The organism is Paenibacillus amylolyticus (assembly GCF_003719335.1).
Classification (GTDB): domain Bacteria; phylum Bacillota; class Bacilli; order Paenibacillales; family Paenibacillaceae; genus Paenibacillus; species Paenibacillus amylolyticus_D.
The window spans coordinates 278,399-297,759 of record NZ_RIAS01000001.1 but is presented as its reverse complement, the minus strand read 5'-3'; the positions used below and the strand labels follow the sequence as shown (position 1 = coordinate 297,759).

13 protein-coding genes are annotated in these 19,361 nt (G+C 46.5%); 8 read left to right on the top strand and 5 right to left on the bottom strand.

The features are described 5' to 3' along the window. The first annotated feature begins 96 nt into the window (after nt 1-96). Together EC604_RS01210 and ptsP are read left to right on the top strand one after the other, a co-directional pair. A complete protein-coding gene (locus EC604_RS01210; RefSeq protein ID WP_123062389.1) occupies nt 97-1,977 on the top strand; it encodes a glucose PTS transporter subunit IIA in 1,881 nt (626 codons plus the stop codon). Further along, on the top strand, nt 1,974-3,734 hold the full coding sequence (ptsP, locus tag EC604_RS01205; RefSeq protein ID WP_123062388.1) for a phosphoenolpyruvate--protein phosphotransferase: 1,761 nt from the start codon (nt 1,974-1,976) through the stop codon (nt 3,732-3,734). Before EC604_RS01210 ends, ptsP begins: the two co-directional genes overlap by 4 nt. A 142-nt stretch (nt 3,735-3,876) precedes the next feature. Here the strand turns inward: ptsP and EC604_RS01200 are convergent, their stop codons facing one another. Further along, nucleotides 3,877-4,410, bottom strand: a complete 534-nt coding sequence (locus EC604_RS01200) for a type 1 glutamine amidotransferase domain-containing protein (RefSeq protein ID WP_123062387.1) — start codon at nt 4,408-4,410, stop codon at nt 3,877-3,879. 290 nt (nt 4,411-4,700) lie between these two features. Here EC604_RS01200 and EC604_RS01195 point away from each other — a divergent pair, with 290 nt between their 5' ends. The 4 genes from EC604_RS01195 to EC604_RS01180 all read left to right on the top strand — a co-directional run bounded on the left by EC604_RS01195 (nt 4,701) and on the right by EC604_RS01180 (nt 7,526). Continuing rightward, the gene (locus tag EC604_RS01195) at nt 4,701-5,114 is read left to right on the top strand and encodes a hypothetical protein (RefSeq protein WP_123062386.1); all 414 of its coding nucleotides are present in this window, start codon (nt 4,701-4,703) and stop codon (nt 5,112-5,114) included. A 122-nt stretch (nt 5,115-5,236) separates the two neighbouring features. Continuing rightward, on the top strand, nt 5,237-5,584 hold the full coding sequence (ytxJ, locus tag EC604_RS01190; protein ID WP_123062385.1) for a bacillithiol system redox-active protein YtxJ: 348 nt from the start codon (nt 5,237-5,239) through the stop codon (nt 5,582-5,584). 91 nt (nt 5,585-5,675) lie between these two features. Then, on the top strand, nt 5,676-6,683 hold the full coding sequence (gene ccpA / locus EC604_RS01185) for a catabolite control protein A (protein WP_090923671.1): 1,008 nt from the start codon (nt 5,676-5,678) through the stop codon (nt 6,681-6,683). Nucleotides 6,684-6,830: 147 nt separating this feature from the next. Continuing rightward, nucleotides 6,831-7,526, top strand: coding sequence for a 5'-methylthioadenosine/adenosylhomocysteine nucleosidase (locus tag EC604_RS01180; RefSeq protein ID WP_123062384.1), 696 nt, complete (start codon nt 6,831-6,833; stop codon nt 7,524-7,526). 122 nt (nt 7,527-7,648) lie between these two features. Here the strand turns inward: EC604_RS01180 and EC604_RS01175 are convergent, their stop codons facing one another. After that, nucleotides 7,649-8,281, bottom strand: a complete 633-nt coding sequence (locus tag EC604_RS01175) for a GNAT family N-acetyltransferase (protein ID WP_123062383.1) — start codon at nt 8,279-8,281, stop codon at nt 7,649-7,651. A gap of 269 nt (nt 8,282-8,550) precedes the next feature. Between EC604_RS01175 and acsA the strand changes: the two genes are divergently transcribed. Then, entirely contained in the window at nt 8,551-10,275 is a 1,725-nt protein-coding gene (gene acsA, locus EC604_RS01170) for an acetate--CoA ligase (RefSeq protein WP_123062382.1), read from the top strand. Between the two features lie 235 nt (nt 10,276-10,510). Here acsA and EC604_RS01165 read toward each other — a convergent pair whose 3' ends face one another. The 3 genes from EC604_RS01165 to rpsD all read right to left on the bottom strand — a co-directional run bounded on the left by EC604_RS01165 (nt 10,511) and on the right by rpsD (nt 16,773). After that, complete coding sequence (locus tag EC604_RS01165) at nt 10,511-13,621, bottom strand: transglycosylase domain-containing protein (protein ID WP_123062381.1); 3,111 nt, start codon at nt 13,619-13,621, stop codon at nt 10,511-10,513. Between the two features lie 245 nt (nt 13,622-13,866). Then, nucleotides 13,867-15,972 (bottom strand): methyl-accepting chemotaxis protein, encoded by a 2,106-nt coding sequence (locus EC604_RS01160; RefSeq protein ID WP_123062380.1) that lies wholly within the window; start codon nt 15,970-15,972, stop codon nt 13,867-13,869. 201 nt (nt 15,973-16,173) lie between these two features. Further along, complete coding sequence (rpsD, locus tag EC604_RS01155) at nt 16,174-16,773, bottom strand: 30S ribosomal protein S4 (protein WP_123062379.1); 600 nt, start codon at nt 16,771-16,773, stop codon at nt 16,174-16,176. Between the two features lie 463 nt (nt 16,774-17,236). On the opposite strand from rpsD, the gene EC604_RS01150 reads away from it, so the two are divergent. Next, nucleotides 17,237-19,228 carry a sensor domain-containing diguanylate cyclase gene (locus tag EC604_RS01150; protein WP_123062378.1) on the top strand — a complete coding sequence of 664 codons (1,992 nt, stop codon included), beginning with the start codon at nt 17,237-17,239 and terminating at the stop codon, nt 19,226-19,228. The last annotated feature ends 133 nt before the right edge of the window (nt 19,229-19,361 follow it).

The window sequence follows — 19,361 nt, the reverse complement described above, 5'->3', positions numbered from 1 at the left end:
ATTTATGTGCATCGCAGAAGGGGATATTACTCCCCTTTTTACTTTGACAAAATGCTGTGTAAAGCTTACCATCTAGGATAGAAAGGAGAGGTCGCCATGAATTGGCTCGGATCCTTGCAGCAGCTCGGAAGAGCGGTTATGCTGCCTACAATGGTCCTGCCCGCTGCTGCCATTTTGCTCAGTGTGGGCAGTCTGCCCTGGAATTCCTGGGGAATGGGAATTGTTGGTGAAGTGTCTACCGTGGCCGGACACGGTATTTTTTATTTTTTGCCGTATTTGTTCGCTGTCGGTGTGGCTCTGGGACTCTCCAACCAGGCCGGTCAAGCTGGACTTGCAGCGCTGGCTGGTATCGTCATCTATGATCAGGTCACCCGAAATTTCGGGGATGGCACAGTGCAGCCTGCATCTTTAATTGGAATTATACTCGGTGCATTAGCCGGTGGAATGCATAATCGGTTCAAAAGCATCAAACTGCCCGAAATCTTGCAATTTTTCGGCGGATCAAGGTTTGTTTTGCTTATCGTCGGACTCTGTTCGGCTCTTTTTTCCTGCTTTATGTTATGGCTTGCTCCGGTTCTGCAGCATGGTCTGAATTCCATTGCCACATGGGAATACAGTCTTGGCGGTTTCGGATTGTTCATCTATGGTGTGTTATACAGGGTGCTGGTTGCTTTTGGGCTTCACCATCTGCTGAATAACGTATTCTGGTTCCAACTGGGAACCTTTGAAACGCCGAGTGGCAATATTGTACAAGGGGATTTACCACGATTCTTTGCTGGCGATCCGTCAGCTGGATTTTTCATGGCGGGCCTTTTCCCGATTATGATGTTTGCTATCCCTGCGATTGCATTTGCCATTATTCAGGAGGCCAGGGAAGATCTGAAACCCAAAATCCGAAAAACGTTTCTGACTTCTGCATTGGTCTGTTTTTTAACAGGGGTGTCCGAGCAGATCGAGTTTGCTTTTCTTTTTGCGGCGCCGTACCTGTTTATCGTACATGCGGTGATGTCCGGGGTGGCCATGTGGCTTAGTTACTGGCTGGATATAAGGCATGGTTTCTCTTACTCGGCTGGCGTTATTGATTACATACTCAATTTTCATCTGTCTGAGAATGCTTGGAAGCTCATTCCGATTGGCATACTATATGGGCTGGTTTATTATTTCCTGTTCCGCTGGGCCATACGTACCTTCAAAATCCCAACACCGGGGCGGGAAGAGGGTTCTATGCTGGAAGATTGGGTTGGTAATATTCCTTATCAAGCCCCGTTGATTCTGGAAGCACTGGGCGGGAAAAGCAACATTGTGCAGGTTGAGGCGTGTATCACACGCCTGCGTCTGACGGTTCACGACGATCGGTTGATCGATACGGGGGCGATGAAAAATCTAGGGTCAGCCGGACTGATCAAGCTAGGCGGCGGAAACGTACAGGTTGTATTTGGCACCTATTCCGAATTGATTCGGGAAGAGATTGCGAAGTTGCTGGAACGGGATTTGCAACAAGTACTTTTCGCTGCACCAGTGCAGGGGAAAATGCTCCCGATTGAGGAAGTTCCAGATCAGATTTTTGCAGCCAAGCTCGTTGGAGATGGGGTTGCTTTTGTACCGGAGCGAGGAGAACTGGTGTCGCCTGTCTTTGGAACGATCATGCATTTGTATCCAACGATGCATGCCCTAGGCATTTCAACACGAGAGGGACTAGAGGTTCTGCTTCATATCGGGATCGATACCTCACAGCTGAAAGGGCATTTCGAAGCATTTGTGCAAGAAGGGGATACGGTTGAGCCTGGACAACTGCTGATCAAATTTGATTTGGCCGTATTACGTGAACAGGCGGCCTCACTCACGACTCCGATGGTTATTACGAACCCGGATCGTGTAAAATCATGGAGTTTTGCTCCATTCAAGCAAGTGAAGAAAGGTCAGGCATCCGTCATGTCCGTGGTGCTCTATGACAGGAACGTTGGAGGGGTAGAATGAAGATACAAGGCATCAATGGAGCTGCAGGCATCGCCATCGGCAAAGCATTTGTCCTGCCCAGCTGGGAATGGGATCTACCCGACCAGAAGATGGATTCGGTGGATCTTGCCCAGGAATTCGAACGGCTGTACGAGGGGATACGGACATCGAAGGATGAGATTGAATATATCAAAAATGAATTTAAAGAAGTTGTAGGACCTGAGGAATCCAGCATCTTTGATGCGCATCTAGCCATTCTGGAAGATCCGGTGTTCATGAATGAAATACGCGGCATTATTGAACGTCAGTATAAGGCGGCAGAGGTGGCGGTAAAAGAGGCGATAGACCACTTTGTCACCATGTTTGACCTTCTGGAAGATGAATATATGAAGGAGCGGGCGATCGACATTAAGGATGTTGGCAACCGCCTGCTTAAACATCTGCTGGGTGCACCTGAGATTACGCTGCCTTCAGATACCCAACCTTACATCCTCGTTGCTAAAGAGCTGTCACCGTCTCAGTTGGCGCATCTAAATCCAAGCTATGTTTTGGGCATTGTTACGCTGATTGGAGGTAAGACGTCTCACTCGGCCATTATGGCACGTGCACTCGGGATTCCTCTCGTTTCCGGACTGGAAGCGAGTCTTGGCATGCCGGTCGAGACAGGGGACATGCTTGTCGTAGACGGCGATAATGGGTTGGTATTTACAGACCCGGATCGCAAAACCATTGAACGATACACGATGCTTCGCAACAAGGAAATACAGAAAAAAGAACAGTTGCAGGTGCTGGCCACTGTAGATGCGGTGACCAAGGATGGAGCAGTATTAAAGCTTGCTTCCAATATCAGTTCTGTGAAGGAGCTTGATCTGGCATTAAAACACGGTGCAAAGGGTGTGGGTTTGTTCCGAACTGAATTCCTGTATATGGATCGTGCGACCTTCCCTGGGGAGCAGGAACAGTATGAGGTGTACCGGCTTGTTGCGGAGAAAACAGCAGGTCAGCCCGTTGTCATACGCACACTCGACATTGGGGGCGACAAAGAGCTTGATTATTTTGAATTACCCGAAGAGGATAATCCGTTTCTAGGGTATCGAGCGATTCGCATCAGTCTGGATCGCAAGGATCTGTTCAAAACGCAGCTAACGGCGATTCTTCGTGCAAGCGCAGCAGGCAATGTGAAAATTATGTATCCTATGATCTCATCGGTCGAGGAGTTGCAACAAGCTAACGAGATCCTTCGGGAAGCGATGGCTGATCTGGATGAACGGGGCTTGGCCTACGATGCAAACATTCAGGTAGGTATCATGATTGAAGTCCCTGCTGCCGTGATGATTGCAGATCTGCTTGCGGAAGAAGCAGACTTCTTCAGTATCGGAACGAATGATCTGGTACAGTATGTGCTAGCAGTGGATCGAATGAATGAACACATTGCTCATATGTATCATCCGTATCATCCAGCTGTGCTGCGTATGCTGCGAGCGACCGTTGACGCAGCACATACGGCAGGGATTGACGTTAGTGTGTGTGGTGAGATGGCAGGGGACGAGCGGTCTATTCCGTTGTGGCTGGAGCTGGGGATTCGTCATCTCAGCATGTCTCCGCAATCCTTGCTGCGCGTGAAGCATAGAGTTTTGAATACAACGGCTGCTGCTGCGAAGGAGGAGGCACGCAAGTGTTTCACCCTCAAAATGAGCAGTGAAATTGAACAGCGTTTGCAGATATTTAATGATTCGAGCGGCAGTCCTGATGACCAAAGCGGATCAAACGCATCTTAAGGGAAACTGCACATTAGCAGACGATTAATACCTTTAAATCAATATATTCACTTTTGTACCACTTTTTCCAAAAGATATCAAAAAAACCGCCGTGCATAGGGTTGCTCAGCGGTTTTTTCTTTGGTTTTTCGATCGCTCGCTGTTATTTGGCGGCTTTTGCAGCAAGTGCATCACAGAATGCTTTTCCATAAGGAGGGAGATCTGGTGGACGACGAGCGGAGATGATATGTCCATCCGCGACAACGGCCTCATCTTTCCATATCGCACCTGCATTCTCCATGTCATCCCGAATACCTGGCGTTGAGGTTACGGTGACTCCGTTCAAAATTTTGGCGGAGATGAGCACCCAGCCTGCATGGCAGATTTGCCCAATTGGCTTGCAGTCTGCATGCATCTCTTTTACAAGTTGCAGCACTTTGGGGTAGCGTCGTAATTTATCTGGAGCCCAGCCGCCTGGAACCAGAATTCCATCATAATCGGAGGAGTTCAGCTCATCGAAACTGTATTCAGCGGTAGCAGGAACACCGTATTTACCGATATATGTTTTGCCTTTTTTCTCGCCAGCCAGATGCACTTCGGCACCCTCTTCACGGACGCGGTATACCGGATACCATAGCTCCAGATCCTCAAATTCTTCATCAACCAGTGCGATGACTTTTTGACCTGATAATCTCATACGTCAACTCTCCTTCTATACTGAATGGCAGATCGTGTCTTATATTGTACCAGATTCGCTGTTTGGCTTCCTAATTGAAGCATGGCTTAAGTACAAGTCTTCATCTGGATAGAACGATTTTCAATCCCCCTGCCTTCATTCGACAGCCTTCATCTGGTGACAGTGGTAATTTGTGCAACCTTTAGATTACAGCAGGATTTAGGCGGAAATAGGTCGAATGGTACATACATAGAGAGTAGAGAACGAATGAGGTGATGGTTGTGCGCAAGTCGTGCAGATGTGGACATGTAATGGAATTGGAATTAAGAACGGTCGTATACGCCAAAAAGGTAGAAATTCGAAATGTACCTGTTTTTGCATGTACCGACTGTGTATCATACGAGGTGTTGCAGCCGGTGAAACCGGACTTGACAGAATGTATTAGCAGACTCGGTGAACAGCCCGTGAAGCAGGATGTGTCTTTTGGGGAACAGAATGAATTGGCTGACCTGCTTCACGAACAGCTCCTAGCCTGGCCGGAGGCATCGGATCAAGAGATGGAATATCGGATGAAAGAAGCGGTAGAGGCGCGAATCAATCTATTGTTAGATATTATGAGCTATGCACATAAAGCGGAAGACAAGGCGTGGATTGAAGATACGGAGCGCAGACTTGCACAATTGTCCGGTTTTGTATGGCAGGCGCATTTCTCAAATGCCGTCTAGTTTTGACGTGTAAAATGCTTGTTTTCATGAAAATTGGATTTTTTGCTCACTTTTTGTTAAGATATCGAAGAGTGAAAACGCTCAACATGGCGGTATTGCTGATTAAGGGGGATGTATAACGAATGGCTGACATGACTAAAATGACAAGTATTGAACAGCTAAACTCCGCTGTGCAGGCGACGGAGGATCAACCCTTGCTACTGTTCAAGCATAGTACCCGCTGTCCAATCAGCGCACATGCTTATCAGGAGATGAATGATTATTTGCAAAACTCTCCGAATGAAAGCGTGAAATATGGCATTATCTACGTGGTGGAAGATCGCCCGGTTTCTAACGAAGCAGCCGAGAGACTAGGTGTTAAGCACGAATCTCCCCAAGTAATTCTGATCAAAAAAGGAAATCCGGTATGGCATACTTCCCATTCAGAGATTACTAGTAGGGTGCTTGCTAACGCTTTAAGTGAGTCCTAGAGCCTATTTTATTGATTAATGCAATAATTTGTCGTAATATAAACCTTAATGAAAATGGAATGAAAATTTACTGGTAATGGAGCGAAGTACTGTGACGGTAACCATTTATGATGTGGCACGTGAAGCTGGAGTGTCCATGGCAACGGTATCACGGGTAGTCAACAATAACCCTAATGTCAAACCGCAGACGCGGAAAAAAGTATACGAAGCAATTGAACGACTCGGATATCGTCCGAATGCGGTAGCCCGTGGTCTGGCGAGTAAAAAGACAACGACAGTTGGAGTCGTTATTCCGGACATTTCGAACTCCACCTTTGCGGAGATTGCCCGCGGAATCGAAGATATTGCGAATATGTACCACTACAATATCATTTTGTGTAATGCGGACAAAAAGAAAGAAAAAGAAATTCGTGTTATCAACACGCTGCTGGAGAAACAAGTGGATGGACTGCTTTTCATGGGCGGTACGGTAACCGATGAACACATTCAAGCGTTCCAGTCTGCAGCAGTTCCAATCGTATTGTGCGCAACAAGTGATGAGAAGGGTACATTCCCTTCTGTTGATATTGATCATGAAGCAGCGGCGTTTGATGCAGTCAACACGCTGATTCGCCACGGTCACAAAGAGATCGCGATGATCAGTGGAACGTTACAGGATCCGGCTAACGGTTTTGCACGTTTCCAAGGGTACAAGAAGGCACTGGAAGCCGCAGGCATTGAATATCAAGAGGATCTGGTACGCATCGGTAACTATCGTTATGAATCCGGTGTAGAAGCGATGAAATATTTCCTTGGACTCAAGAAAAAGCCGACTGCGATCTTTGCTGCAACAGATGAAATGGCGATTGGTGCAATTCATAGCATTCAGGACGATGGCCTGAAAGTACCGGATGACTTCTCCATCATTAGTGTGGATAACATTCGTATGGCTTCCATGGTGCGTCCACAGTTAACAACTGTTGCTCAGCCCATGTATGATCTGGGCGCGGTAGCGATGCGTTTGCTAACCAAACTGATGAAGAAAGAAAATGTGGAGAATCCAAGAGTGATTTTGCCGCATGAAACCATTCTTCGTCTGTCGGTAAGTCACGCAGGTTAATTGATTAAGTAAGTAAAAGGGAGATTGAATTCTCTCTACATAGATTTTGATTGTACAGGAGCTCCGGAAACGGAGCTTTTGTGCTTAATACGGCTTGCATAATGATCTGATCTCACATCGAGAACTGGAAACAGGGAGGATACAACAATGCGTGAAACGATAGGAATTATAGGTGCTATGGATGAGGAAGTAGAGCTTCTGCTTCAGGGCATGAAACAGCATGAAACAGTCAAGCAGACGGGGATTACGTATGTTGCTGGTGAGTGGCTTGGCAAGCAGATTGTGGTATGCAAATCAGGCGTAGGGAAAGTAAATGCGGCGGTAACTACGCAGATTCTGATTGATCGCTTTCAGGTGAATCGGATCATTTTTACAGGTGTGGCAGGAGCGGTTCATCCTGAATTGAACATTGGCGACATGGTCATTTCTTCGGTATGTGTACAGCACGACATGGACGTAACGCCGCTAGGATTCGAACGCGGAGTGATCCCGTATCAGGAGACATCCGCTTTTCCGGCGGAGCCTGCATTAATTTCGCTTGCTGAAGAAGCGTGCAAGGCGCAGGGCGCTCATTACCGGATTGGCAAAGTGTTATCAGGTGATCAGTTTATTGCCAGCAAAGAGACCGTAAATATGCTCTACACAGAGATGGACGGAGCTTGTGCAGAGATGGAAGGGGCGGCGGTGGCTCAAGTATGTTACATGAACCGTGTACCTTTTGTCGTGCTGCGTAGCATGTCTGACAAGGCAGACGGTTCTGCACATGTGAATTTTGCCGAGTTTACGGTGCAGTCTTCCCAGCGTTCCCATCGTATTGTTGAGCACATGCTTGAACATATGTGATTCGAAACACGTAACTAACCCATAAATGAATAAATATTAAACCGCCTTACAGATCTGTTTCCAATCAATGATCTGCAAGGCGGTTCTTTTATGTATTCAATTCGCGATTCGCATCTTTTCCTTTAATACATAAACCGATGACGGAAGCGGACACGGTCAAACTGTTCCTCCGAGGTCATCGGTACTTGACTGCCGATTCGTACCATAAGGCAATTCGCAGGATGGGAGCAGATTTCAGGATCATCTGTTGCGTACCAGGTCATGTCAATGTTTTGCATGAGCCGCTCCATCATTTTGCGATAATCCCATACCGATAGTCCGCTGCCTTTCAAGTCCCAGTGCCAGTAATACTCTGTTGTGAAAATAATATAGTTCTCCATATACGTATCTTGCATCGCAGTAAGGAGCATTTCACGGCCAACACCCAGAGAGCGATATTCGTCTGCGACTTCGATGGCTCCGAGCTCAATCAAGTCTGTCATGTTGCCCTCGGACCAGCGTTCACATTCATCTGCGTAGTGAAAAGTAACGTATCCGATGATGATATCATTTTCATAGGCAATGATAATTCGCCCTTCCGGTAAGGCAGCAATCTCGGCAATGGCTTCTTGTTGCTCTGCCGGGCGCCGAAAGGCATCCAGATCGGAGTGAAACGTCAATTCCATAATCTGCTCTGCGGGCACAGGCCCCTCAACCGTAATTCGGTGGCCGGACTTGAAAATGGAACGTATATGATGTTTCTTGATATGCTCCATGGTTCATACCCCTCTCTCCCCCTACTTATAGCAAAAAACCAAAAAAATGAAAAGCCGTAGACGATGTTTGATCCAATTTGCTATAATTGCGTTGACAAAAAATGTTCACAATTCAACACCGTTTGAGTGCATCGGTTGGGTCAGGCAAGTACAAGATGAGAAGTTCTCTCTACTAATGTAAGCGCTAACTGGAAGTTCAGTCAACATGAAGGCAATACGAATGAACCCTGATGGGAATCGAAATGTCGAGTTGAAGGAGGCTGGCAAGCATGAGTCAAGCACATAATGAGATGCTGCAAACGGTGGTGTCTGAATCGAATCTGGGCGATTATACGGAAGCAAGAAGCCGGTTCGATTGGGAAACGGTAGAAAGGCACTTTACGTGGCACGCCAGCGGCAAAGTGAATATGGCACATGAGGCGATTGATCGCCATGTCCTGGAAGGCAGAGGCGGGAAGACGGCATTGCTCTACAGCGATGCTTCTCGTGAGGAAGCGTACACCTTCGCAGATCTGAGCGAGCAGTCGAGTCGTTTTGGTAATGTGTTGCGTAAATATGGCGTAGCTAAAGGAGATCGTGTATTTATTTTTATGCCACGAAGTCCTGAGCTGTATTTCAGTCTGCTGGGTATTTTAAAAGTGGGAGCTATAGCTGGTCCTTTATTTGAGGCTTTTATGGAAACGGCAGTGAAGGATCGGTTGGAGGACAGTGGTGCTGTTGCGCTTGTGACCACTCCTGAGCTTCTGGGACGGATCAAACGTTCCGAATTGCCAGAGCTGAAACATATTTTTGTTGTCGGCGGTGGCCCACAGTCTGAGGAAGGACTGATTGATTTTGATGCAGAGATGTCTGCGGCTTCGGATGATATGGAGGTAGAATGGCTGACGCGTGAGGATGGACTGTTGATTCATTACACCTCTGGCTCAACAGGGAAACCGAAGGGTGTGTACCACGTCCAGAATGCGATGATTCAGCATTATTATACAGGTAAGGTTGTACTTGACCTGCGAGAAAATGACGTATACTGGTGTACTGCCGATCCAGGTTGGGTAACAGGCACGTCGTATGGCATTTTCGCTCCTTGGCTTAATGGGGTAACGAATGTGATTCGTGGGGGGCGTTTTAGTCCGCAGGACTGGTATAGCACAATTGAGAAAAACAAGGTAAGTGTATGGTACAGTGCCCCTACGGCATTCCGTATGCTTATGGGCGCAGGGGACGAGACGATTGCCCAGCATGATTTGAGCAGCTTGCGTCATGTCATGTCGGTAGGGGAACCGCTGAATCCGGAGGTCGTACGTTGGGGCTGGAAGGCGTACGGTCAACGAATTCATGATACGTGGTGGATGACCGAGACGGGAGCACAGTTAATCTGTAACTACCCGGGTATGCCGATTAAACCGGGTTCCATGGGACGTCCGCTACCGGGTATTGAGGCAGCGATTATCGATGATCGTGGACAAGAGTTGCCGCCATACAGCATGGGGAACCTGGCGATACGTACACCTTGGCCGTCGATGATGGCAAAAATCTGGAATAATCCAGCGAAGTATGAGGAATATTTCAGACTTACAGGCTGGTATGTATCCGGGGATTCGGCGTACATGGACGAAGACGGATACTTCTGGTTCCAGGGACGCATCGATGATGTCATCAACTCCTCTGGAGAGCGCATTGGACCGTTTGAAGTGGAAAGTAAACTGGTAGAGCACCCAGCGGTTGCTGAGGCTGGCGTGATTGGTAAACCGGATGTGACACGTGGAGAGATCATCAAAGCGTTTGTGGCGCTTCGTGAAGGGTATGAGGCGACGCCGGAGCTGAAGGAAGAGATCTATCGCTTTGTAAAAGAGGGCCTGTCCGCTCACGCAGCACCGCGTGAGATCGAGTTCAAAGAAAGACTGCCAAAAACTCGTTCAGGTAAGATTATGCGCCGTGTGTTGAAGGCGTGGGAACTTGATCTGCCAACAGGTGACTTATCCACCATTGAGGACTGAGCATCATGTAGGGTTGGAAATGGAAAGCTTGCAACGCTTAGTTGAGAGCTAGAAAGCCTGGTTCATGCATCTACAATGCAGGGCGTGAACCAGGCTTTTTTTGTGCCTAATTTTTCGAATAGGTCGCCATTCGTTTTGGCGACCGGATATGAACATAAACAAAGCCGCATGTCAGTGTATTCACACTGACATGCGGCTTCTTCATTCATTTTATGAGATCTGTTAGTCAACAGGATTAAGGCTGATAGTGTATCGCTTCCGAGGATGCAGACTCTCCGACACTGTTGCTGGCGGATACTTTGAACCAGCCCCCCGTTGATGACGGTACACCATATACCATACTAGTACCTGAAGTGGTGCCAATCTTGGTGAAGGGTTCCGAACCCGTCTCGCTATAGAAAACAGCGTAGCTTTGTACGCCGTCCGCTTCCGAGTTCGGTGCCCACTGAATGCGAAGCCCTTGTGAGAGCGCAGAGACGCTCACTTGGCCTGGTGTGTTTGGAGCTGCTGTAGGTGCTGTAGGTGCATTGTCCGTTGCTGTCTCTCCAGGCGTTACAACTGTACCTGGCACATTAATAGGCTCTTTGACCTCTGGTTCAGGCGCACCAGCGCCTGCACTGCTCACAATCGCACTTGGCGCAGATTCCTTGCCAGCAACGTCTACGGCAGTAACATAGAATGCGAAGTTGCCACCAGCTGTTGCGTAAGCTGAGAACGATCTGGACTCACCTGTCAGTACAACCTGACCTTGATTCTGGAATCCGGCACCACCGACTGAACGATAGAGACGATATCCAACAACATCGCTTTCAGGTGTAGCATTGAATGTGACGGATGCTCGTTCTCCCGAGATGGAGATGCGAACATTGCCAGGTGCATCTGGTGCTTTGCCGTTATCCGTGCGTGGATCAACCTCAGTTGGCAGATCAGCACCGGCATCCTCAGGCAGATAGTATGCAAGCGACTCATGACGACTCATCCGTTTAAATGCATTTTGCAATTCTTTGATGAGATCGGAGATTGGTTTCTTACGTTTGACAACGGTCTTTTCCTTCAACATATCCGCAGGTGTTTGATCACGTGGAATGTAATTTACACCGTTGTAGGTAATATACTTCGCTTTAGCGACAGCATCATCACGTTCCTTGGGAATAAATTTGCTATTGAAAATGTCAGTAACAAATTTATCAGTCAGGGATGTGGGTAGCTTGCCACTGTATGCTGAAACTGTTCTGGTTTCAATACCAGAAGGTTTCTTGAATGAATTAGTAACAAACAGATCCTTCTGTGTTTCGATGACTTCATTCATGATTTTGGCCCAAAGCTGCTGAGCACGTTTGCGTTGAGATTTGTTTTCGAGTGTATTGATCGGTTGTTTGTAACCAACCCACACACCGAGCGTAACATCGGGTGTATATCCTTCAAACCAGACATCGGCGTAGTTTTGGGTTGAACCTGTTTTACCTACAATCGGCACACTTGATCTGTACTTGTAGTTTTCCCGTACTTTATCGGCTGTACCTTCTGTTATAACGGTACGTAACATGTCCGTCATAAGATAGGCCGTTTGCTCCGAGAATGCCTGTACAGGCTCGCTGTCGTGTTTGTATACGATATTGCCTTTGGAATCCACAATTTTGCTGATCATATAGGAATCGTTGTAGATCCCTTTGTTAGCAATTGCACCGTAGGCGCTTGTCAGTTCCTCCACAGTTACACCGTATTGAAGTCCGCCGAGAACACCGGTCTGGGCCTGATAATCCTGCTTCTGGATCGTCGTAATGCCAAGCTTTTTCGCAAAAGTCCAGGCTTTATCGATGCCAACTTCCTCATTAAAAAGCTTCAGAGCCGGTATGTTCAATGAGTAATTCAATGCTCTACGAGCGGTTACCAAACCTTGATAACGGTTGTTCGCATTCTTCGCGATATGGTAGCCGCTAGGGCCGTCTTTCAGAATAATTGGCGCATCATCGATGATGGAGGCCGGTTGAATAAGACCTTCCTCCAGAGCTGGCAGATAAGCCGCAATAGGTTTCATCGTGGAACCTGGCTGACGAACCATTTGAGTCGCATAGTTCATCTGTTCATCCTGGAAGCTTCGGCCTTCAATCATGCCAAGGATTGCTCCTGTTTTATGATTGATCAGCATTGCTGCTGTCTGTTCTTTTCCTTTGACGGGATCATCAGCAGAGAAATTGCTGTTATCTTCGGCAATCGTACGCATTGTTTTGTAGATGCTTTTGTTAATTGTTGTATAGATGCGATATCCGCCTGTGCGAAGCTGCGATTGAGCTTCTTCCAGCAGGGCGCTGTTTTCTTTTTGCGATGCCTCAGCATCTGTACTTTTGCCTGTAGCCTCTGCTTTGTCCGCATTTAGTTGCTTCATGATGATCTGTGCTGCTTGACGTTCCGTTTCCATCATAAGGTATGGATAAGTGTTATAGGCTTTAACGGTTTTCGGAGCAAGCGAGCTTTTGATATCAAAGGCAAGTGCATTGTTGTATTCCGGTTGCGTGATTTTACCAAGTTCCAGCATGCGACGCAGCACCAGTTTCTGACGATTGATGGCGCGATCAAATTTATCCTCTACAAAATCGCCCTTACCATTAAAGGCAGAGTAGGAAGAGGGCGACTGGGGTAATCCAACCAGATAAGCGGCCTGAGCTGTGTTTATTTTTTCGAGATCATTGATATTGAACAATCCCTTAGCCGCTGCTTTGATTCCATAAACGTTGTATCCGCTGGAACCATTGCCGAAAGGAACCTTGTTCAGGTAGGCGGTCATAATCTCGTCTTTGGTCAGAAAACGCTCCAGTCGAAGGGAAAGCAAGATTTCCTTTACTTTACGATCTTCCGTACGGTCCAAATTCAAAAATACACGTCTAGCTAATTGCTGTGTAAGCGTACTGCCACCCGTCTGTACTGATTCTTTCAGCACTTTTTGTTTCACGGCACGCAGTGTTCCGCTCATGTCTACACCTTTATGTTCGTAAAAATGATTGTCTTCAATCGAAATCACGGCATCAATAACCTTTTTGGGGATCTGGTCAAAGGTGACCGGACGTCTGTCTTCTTCTGTGCGAAGTTGACCAATCGGACTGCCGTCAGAAAAGTAAGCAAAGCCTGTGATGGAGTTTTCGCTGACTTTTTGTTCAATCAGGGCCCTTGACCGGACAGGTTCGTCCTTAACGATCGAACTGACGTAACCCATTAAAGCACCGCCAACGAATAGTACGCCCATAAATCCAAGGACAACCATCCACATAACGAAGCTACCTAGTCTGCGTGCAAAGCTACGCTTGCGTACAGGCGGATCTTCAGGCTTTTTCTTAGTAACATCAACCATTCAGTGTCTTCCTCCTTTTAACAGCACTAATTATAGCATAAAAAGACCCGTTTGCATGCCTGAGAAATACAAGTAATGGTCGAAATTTGCCAAACTGGAATGGATTATGATATATAGCATGTGATATCGGACGACATTTCATGAGTTGCAAAAGTAAGGAAAAAGGCTGGAACTGCATGTAAGCAGGCCAGCCTTGAGGTCTATATAGGAAAAGTATTTGAAAAAAAATTATATCCTTATTCTCATTAGGTTCTGAAACGCTGGATAAGTTCCAACAGTTCTTGTGTGAGGTGTGCCAGAGAAGCAGATGCAGCAGTGATTTCTTCCATAGAAGCAAGCTGCTTCTCAGAAGCTGAAGCAACCTCGCTGGCGTGCGCTGCTGTTTCAAGACCAATCGTCTTAAGCTGCTCAAGCGATGAATCGACCTGCTGCGATTCACCTGACATTTGTTTGGCAATGGTGGAGACTTGTGCAATTTGTTGATTCACGTCGGCGATCTGTGATGAGATGGATGTGAACAGATCGCCACTCTCGTTCATCACCTCGGCAATGTGATTCACCTCGGCGCTTCCCTTTTCCATATTTTCAACGATATCCTGAACTTCTTGTTGAACCGATTGGATCAACGCGGCAATGTCAGCAGCCGATTGTCTGGATTGCTCAGCCAAATTGCGAATCTCTGTAGCTACAACGCCAAAGCCACGTCCGTGTTCCCCCGCTCGCGAAGCTTCAATTGAAGCATTGAGGGCGAGAAGATTGGTTTGGCGGCTTACTTCAGCAATCATACCCGTTATATGACCAATCTCTTCCGAGCGCTTTTTAAATTGTTCCAGTGCGGTCATGGAAGATTGGACAGATGTATTTGCACGCTCCACCATATGGATAGCTGCCTGCATCTTGTCTGTTCCGTATGAAGTTCGTTCCGTCACTGATTTTGATGCGTTGCTTACTTCGGAAGCAGCTTCCGCTATTCTTCCAATGCCCGTGGATATTTCGTTCATCGAACGGGAGGAATGAAGTAACTCCTGAACCTGCTTCTCCGCCTTGTTTGCTACTTCCATTCCGGTAAGTGCCATCTGTTCGGCGGCTTTGCTTGTATCCTCTGCCCCGGCGGTTAATTGTTGCGAAGTTGAACCGACAGATAAGGCATGTTCAGATATAACAGAGATTGTATGGCGCAATGTATTCATCATTTCATTCATGTGAAGGGCCATGACTCCGAATTCATCCTTCGATTTAACAGGCAACTTTTGTGTCAGATCGCCATGGGCGAGTTGTCCTGCGACAACATTTACACGGTTCAATTGTTTTACAATGGATACGATGGTGTATGCGACCACGCTTGCCAGTAGAAGTACCGCCAATATAGCGATGAGTACAGACCATTTTAAGCTATCGTAAAAAGGCTGAAGTATCACATTTTTGGGTAATGCGGATACCAGATGCCAGCTAGAATCGGAGCCTTGAAGCTTGGCGGGTTCGGCAATAAATAATTCTGGTTTGCCATCGTCAACCGTAGTGTAGAACCCTGTATCATTCGACTGGATGCGCTGAATAAGGGTTTGGGTACTGGCAGAGAGCTCGGCATTCTCTTTGGTCAGTTCCGGTCTTGAACCGTGCGCAGCAATGTGCCCTTCACTTGTGACTAGCATGGCATAACCTTGATCGGGATTCAGTGATGCAATATTTTGCTGGAAACCCTCAATCGTAAAATCAGCTCCAACGATGCCAAGGAAGGCATTGTTTTCGTCAAGCAAAGGCAGAACGATGGACACGAGCAAGGTCTCTTTACCAGCAACTTTGTATGTGGTTGGCTCGGACCAATAAATGCTTTTGGTCGCCTTCGGCTGTTGATAGTATTTACTGGTTTCACTGTTTCCTTCATAAGTAGTGAGCGGTTCAAAATGCAATGCGCTTCCATCTCGGATAACGTAAGGGATAAACCGGCCTGTTTCATCATCATACTTATCCTTATTCACATGTTCGGCATCCTTGCCGTCAAAGGCATTGGGCTCCCATCCGGTATAAAATCCAAAAACCTTCTCGTCCTTCTTCAAGTATTCTTCCAAAAGCCTTACGATATCTTGACGGCTCAGCGTCCCATTTCTTGAAGCGTCCAGCAGGGTGGTACTCAAGCTGTCGAGCGTATTTTTTACCTGGTTGATGTCAGTCATGAATTCGCTTGTAGCTGCATTTGCTGAGCGTTCCGCTACAGCTTCACCATATTGCAGGCTTTTATCATATATGGCTTTGGTGTTAAAGGCGATTAATGCGCCGATCGAGCAGAGGAGTACTAATCCGAGCAGTAATCCTAGCTTTACGGCGAGCTTGGTATTTCGAAAAAATGACATGTGTAGCCCCCCTAAGTTGTCTTTCTACTGATGCGTGTCTCTTTATGTTGGTGATTTCTCTCCAAAAAAAAGGAAGATAAATATATTATCGTTATGTAGAGGCTAGTAATGAAGATGGTCTGAGGGAGGAATAAAAAAAACAACAAAAAAACAACTGCCGAGAAAATCTCGAACAGTTGATTTTTTGTTGTGATCCAACGATTAACGGTTGTAGAACTCGACGATTTGTTTTTCATCGATGTCTTGGGACAATTCAGCACGCTCAGGCAAGCGGATGAATTTACCTTCTACAGCTGCTTCGTTGTACTCAACGTATGCTGGAAGATGATTGCGGTTTTCCAAAGCTTCCTTAACGGAAGCCAGACCGCGACTTCTTTCACGCAAGCCGATTACATCGCCAGTGCTTACTTGGTAAGAAGCGATATCGACTTTTTTACCGTTTACTGTTACGTGACCGTGTGCTACCAATTGACGCGCTCCAGCGCGGGAGTTAGCAAAGCCAAGACGGTAAACGAGGTTGTCAAGGCGGCACTCAAGCAAGAACATGAAGTTCTCACCGGCAATACCTTGCATTTTTTGCGCTTTGGAGAACAATGTGCGGAATTGTTTTTCGCCCAAACCGTACATGTGGCGCAATTTTTGTTTTTCTTGCAACTGCATACCGTAGTTGCTCATTTTTCTGCGTTGGTTAGCTCCGTGCTGACCTGGAGGGAAAGGACGTTTCAATTCTTTGCCTGTTCCGCTCAGGGAAATGCCGAGGCGACGGCTCAATTTAAATTTAGGACCAGTGTAACGTGCCATGTTTAAAGTAGCTCCTTTTTAGTTAAAGTTCATATAGGGCTCTGTTTGCGCTCCAATTTGTTGATGCGGGCTTGGCCTCGCATAGAACGATCAGGAAGTTCAGCCGCTGTCCTGAAAGCAACAAAAAGAATGAGGGTGACACAACCGGTAACGCCCAAATTTAAAGACCGTTTTAGTAGTCTTCATCAACAATTTATTCTACATCCTGAAAGGAGCAAAGTCAAGTGATACATAAAGTCAGAAAAACGTCTAAATTTGTCGATAGGTCATTAGGCCCAAAAAAATGGGACGATTTTCTGAAATATGAGTGCAAAAAAGCTTCAAACAGAGTAAAATAGATGGTATCTTAACTTTAAACAATCTTATGTATCAAGGTTTCCGTTAATATTTTGCAGATTTGCGATAATTGATGCAGATTAATGCATCCTTGGGGATGCAAAAACGGTGCAAAGGAGCGCCTGACATGTTGGAACATCTAAGAAGTTTACCTGCCAGTCTGAAATCGCGAAGTGCGGGCGATTCCACATCGTTTACTGTGCTTCCATCTCATGATGACCATGCGTTGTGGATGCAAAAAATGGATATCACACCTTTTGACTTCTCATATTTAAGCAGTTTGTTAGGACAAGCCTTCAACGATTGGACAAACCAGAAAGATTCTGTGTCAGGTGGGCCATTTGCTGTATACAGTGTTTGGAATACAGAAGGAGAGTGCATAGAAGAGGACTCCGGCCAGATTACGGATTCGGATATCAATGTACGTTCGATGGTTTTGGAGTGTAATGAAAAGGAACAGACTTTATCTAGACGCGGAATAAGTAAGCATGGGGAGTATCTGCTGATTGCTGAGCCCCTGTTTTCAAGAATCAATAAAGATATGTTTGCTGTGTTTGTTGCTCTGGTCTTTGAATCCCACCGATCCGAAACGTCAGAAGCTGTAGTTCGATCTGAGGCATTGCATTACCGCACCTGCTTTTACCGAAGATTTGAATACATATTTATGACGGACTTGCTGCATACACATGAACAAACAGCTCGGGAGGAACACCGAAGATCCATTCTTTTTCAGATCGTACAGCGTATGCATGACAAAATGGATGTTGTGACGATATTGGACGAAGTATTTGTCAGCATGGACTATCTCTATCCTTCTACACACATTATGCTCTATATGTCTCAGGACCAGAGAAGCTTTAATCCTCGGATTAAACCGCTCCTTATTCAGGAACGTGGAGAAGATATCTGTGTTCGCTCATTTATGGAGGGCAGATTGATTGTCTCCCGGTCTGACGAGTTGGACAGACGAATCATTGAGGTGGGGTTGCCACTCAAGGGCAAGCAGGGGATATACGGTGTGTTTCATATCGAAATGAATGAGGAATTGATGGAAGAGTCGGATCTTCAACTGATTGCCATGATGGCAGATACAGCAGGGACAGCCTTCGAAAATGCCAAACTTCATGAGCAATCCCATATGTTGATTCAGGAACTACGTGTAATCAACGATCTGACACAGCGCCTGAATAAAAGCCTGCAATTGATGGAAATTTATCAGTTTTCCGAGCAAGAGTTTAAAAACATCTTTCAGGCCGATTTTTGCTGCATTTTGCAATTAAATGAGAGTACGAACAGGTTTGAGGTAATGGCGTCCAATGTAAAAGAGATTCGTCAAAGAACGTATCCTATGGATTCTGGCATTGCGGGTTACATGTATCAGACAGAAGAGCCATTAATTATATCTGACTATACGCAGTTTGATAAGGTAACTTCCAGTTTCATGGAACTGACAGGCGCGATGTCTCTGATTGCAACACCAATTCGAGTGGACGGACAGGTAAAGAGTGCTATTTTGCTTGCCCATGTGCGGGAGCATTTTTTCTCCTATGAGAACTACAGGTTGCTGCAAATGTTATCGATTCATCTTGGTCTTGCTCTAACCAATGCCACCCTGCATGCGGAGGTGCGCCGGCTGGCTAATCTGGACATGTTGACAGGACTGTACGTAAGGCATTACTTGGATAATATTATTCACGAACGTCAGGCTCATGACTACTGCGGTTCATTAGTTGTCGTCGATATCGATCAGTTTAAACAGGTGAATGATACCTTCGGTCATCAAACTGGGGATCAAGTATTGAAACAAGTCAGTGATATTGTTACAAGTTCGGTTCGAGCCGAGGATATTTGCGCAAGGTGGGGCGGTGAAGAATTGGCTATTTACATGCCTCAGATCGGAATTCAGCAAGCGCTTGTTTACGCAGAACTGATCCGTACCCGAGTTGAAGCCGAGACGAGGCCGTCTGTCACGGTGTCAAGTGGCATTGCCGAATGGAACTGGATGGATGAGAAAGTAAGTGTAGAGTCCCTGTTTTACCGTGCAGATATGGCTCTATACTGTGCAAAGAACGGGGGTCGGAATCGGATTGTTATAGAGGAACAGGAAGTTACACGATAAGGGAGAAACATTCCGGTTATGGGGTCGTTTCTCTCTTTTTTTTGTTTTTTTTCGGAGCGGGTATGTGTGGATGAAAATCCGCGTGATTCGTCTGGCCGCAAAGAAGAAAGTATAACCACATATTGTGAGGGCA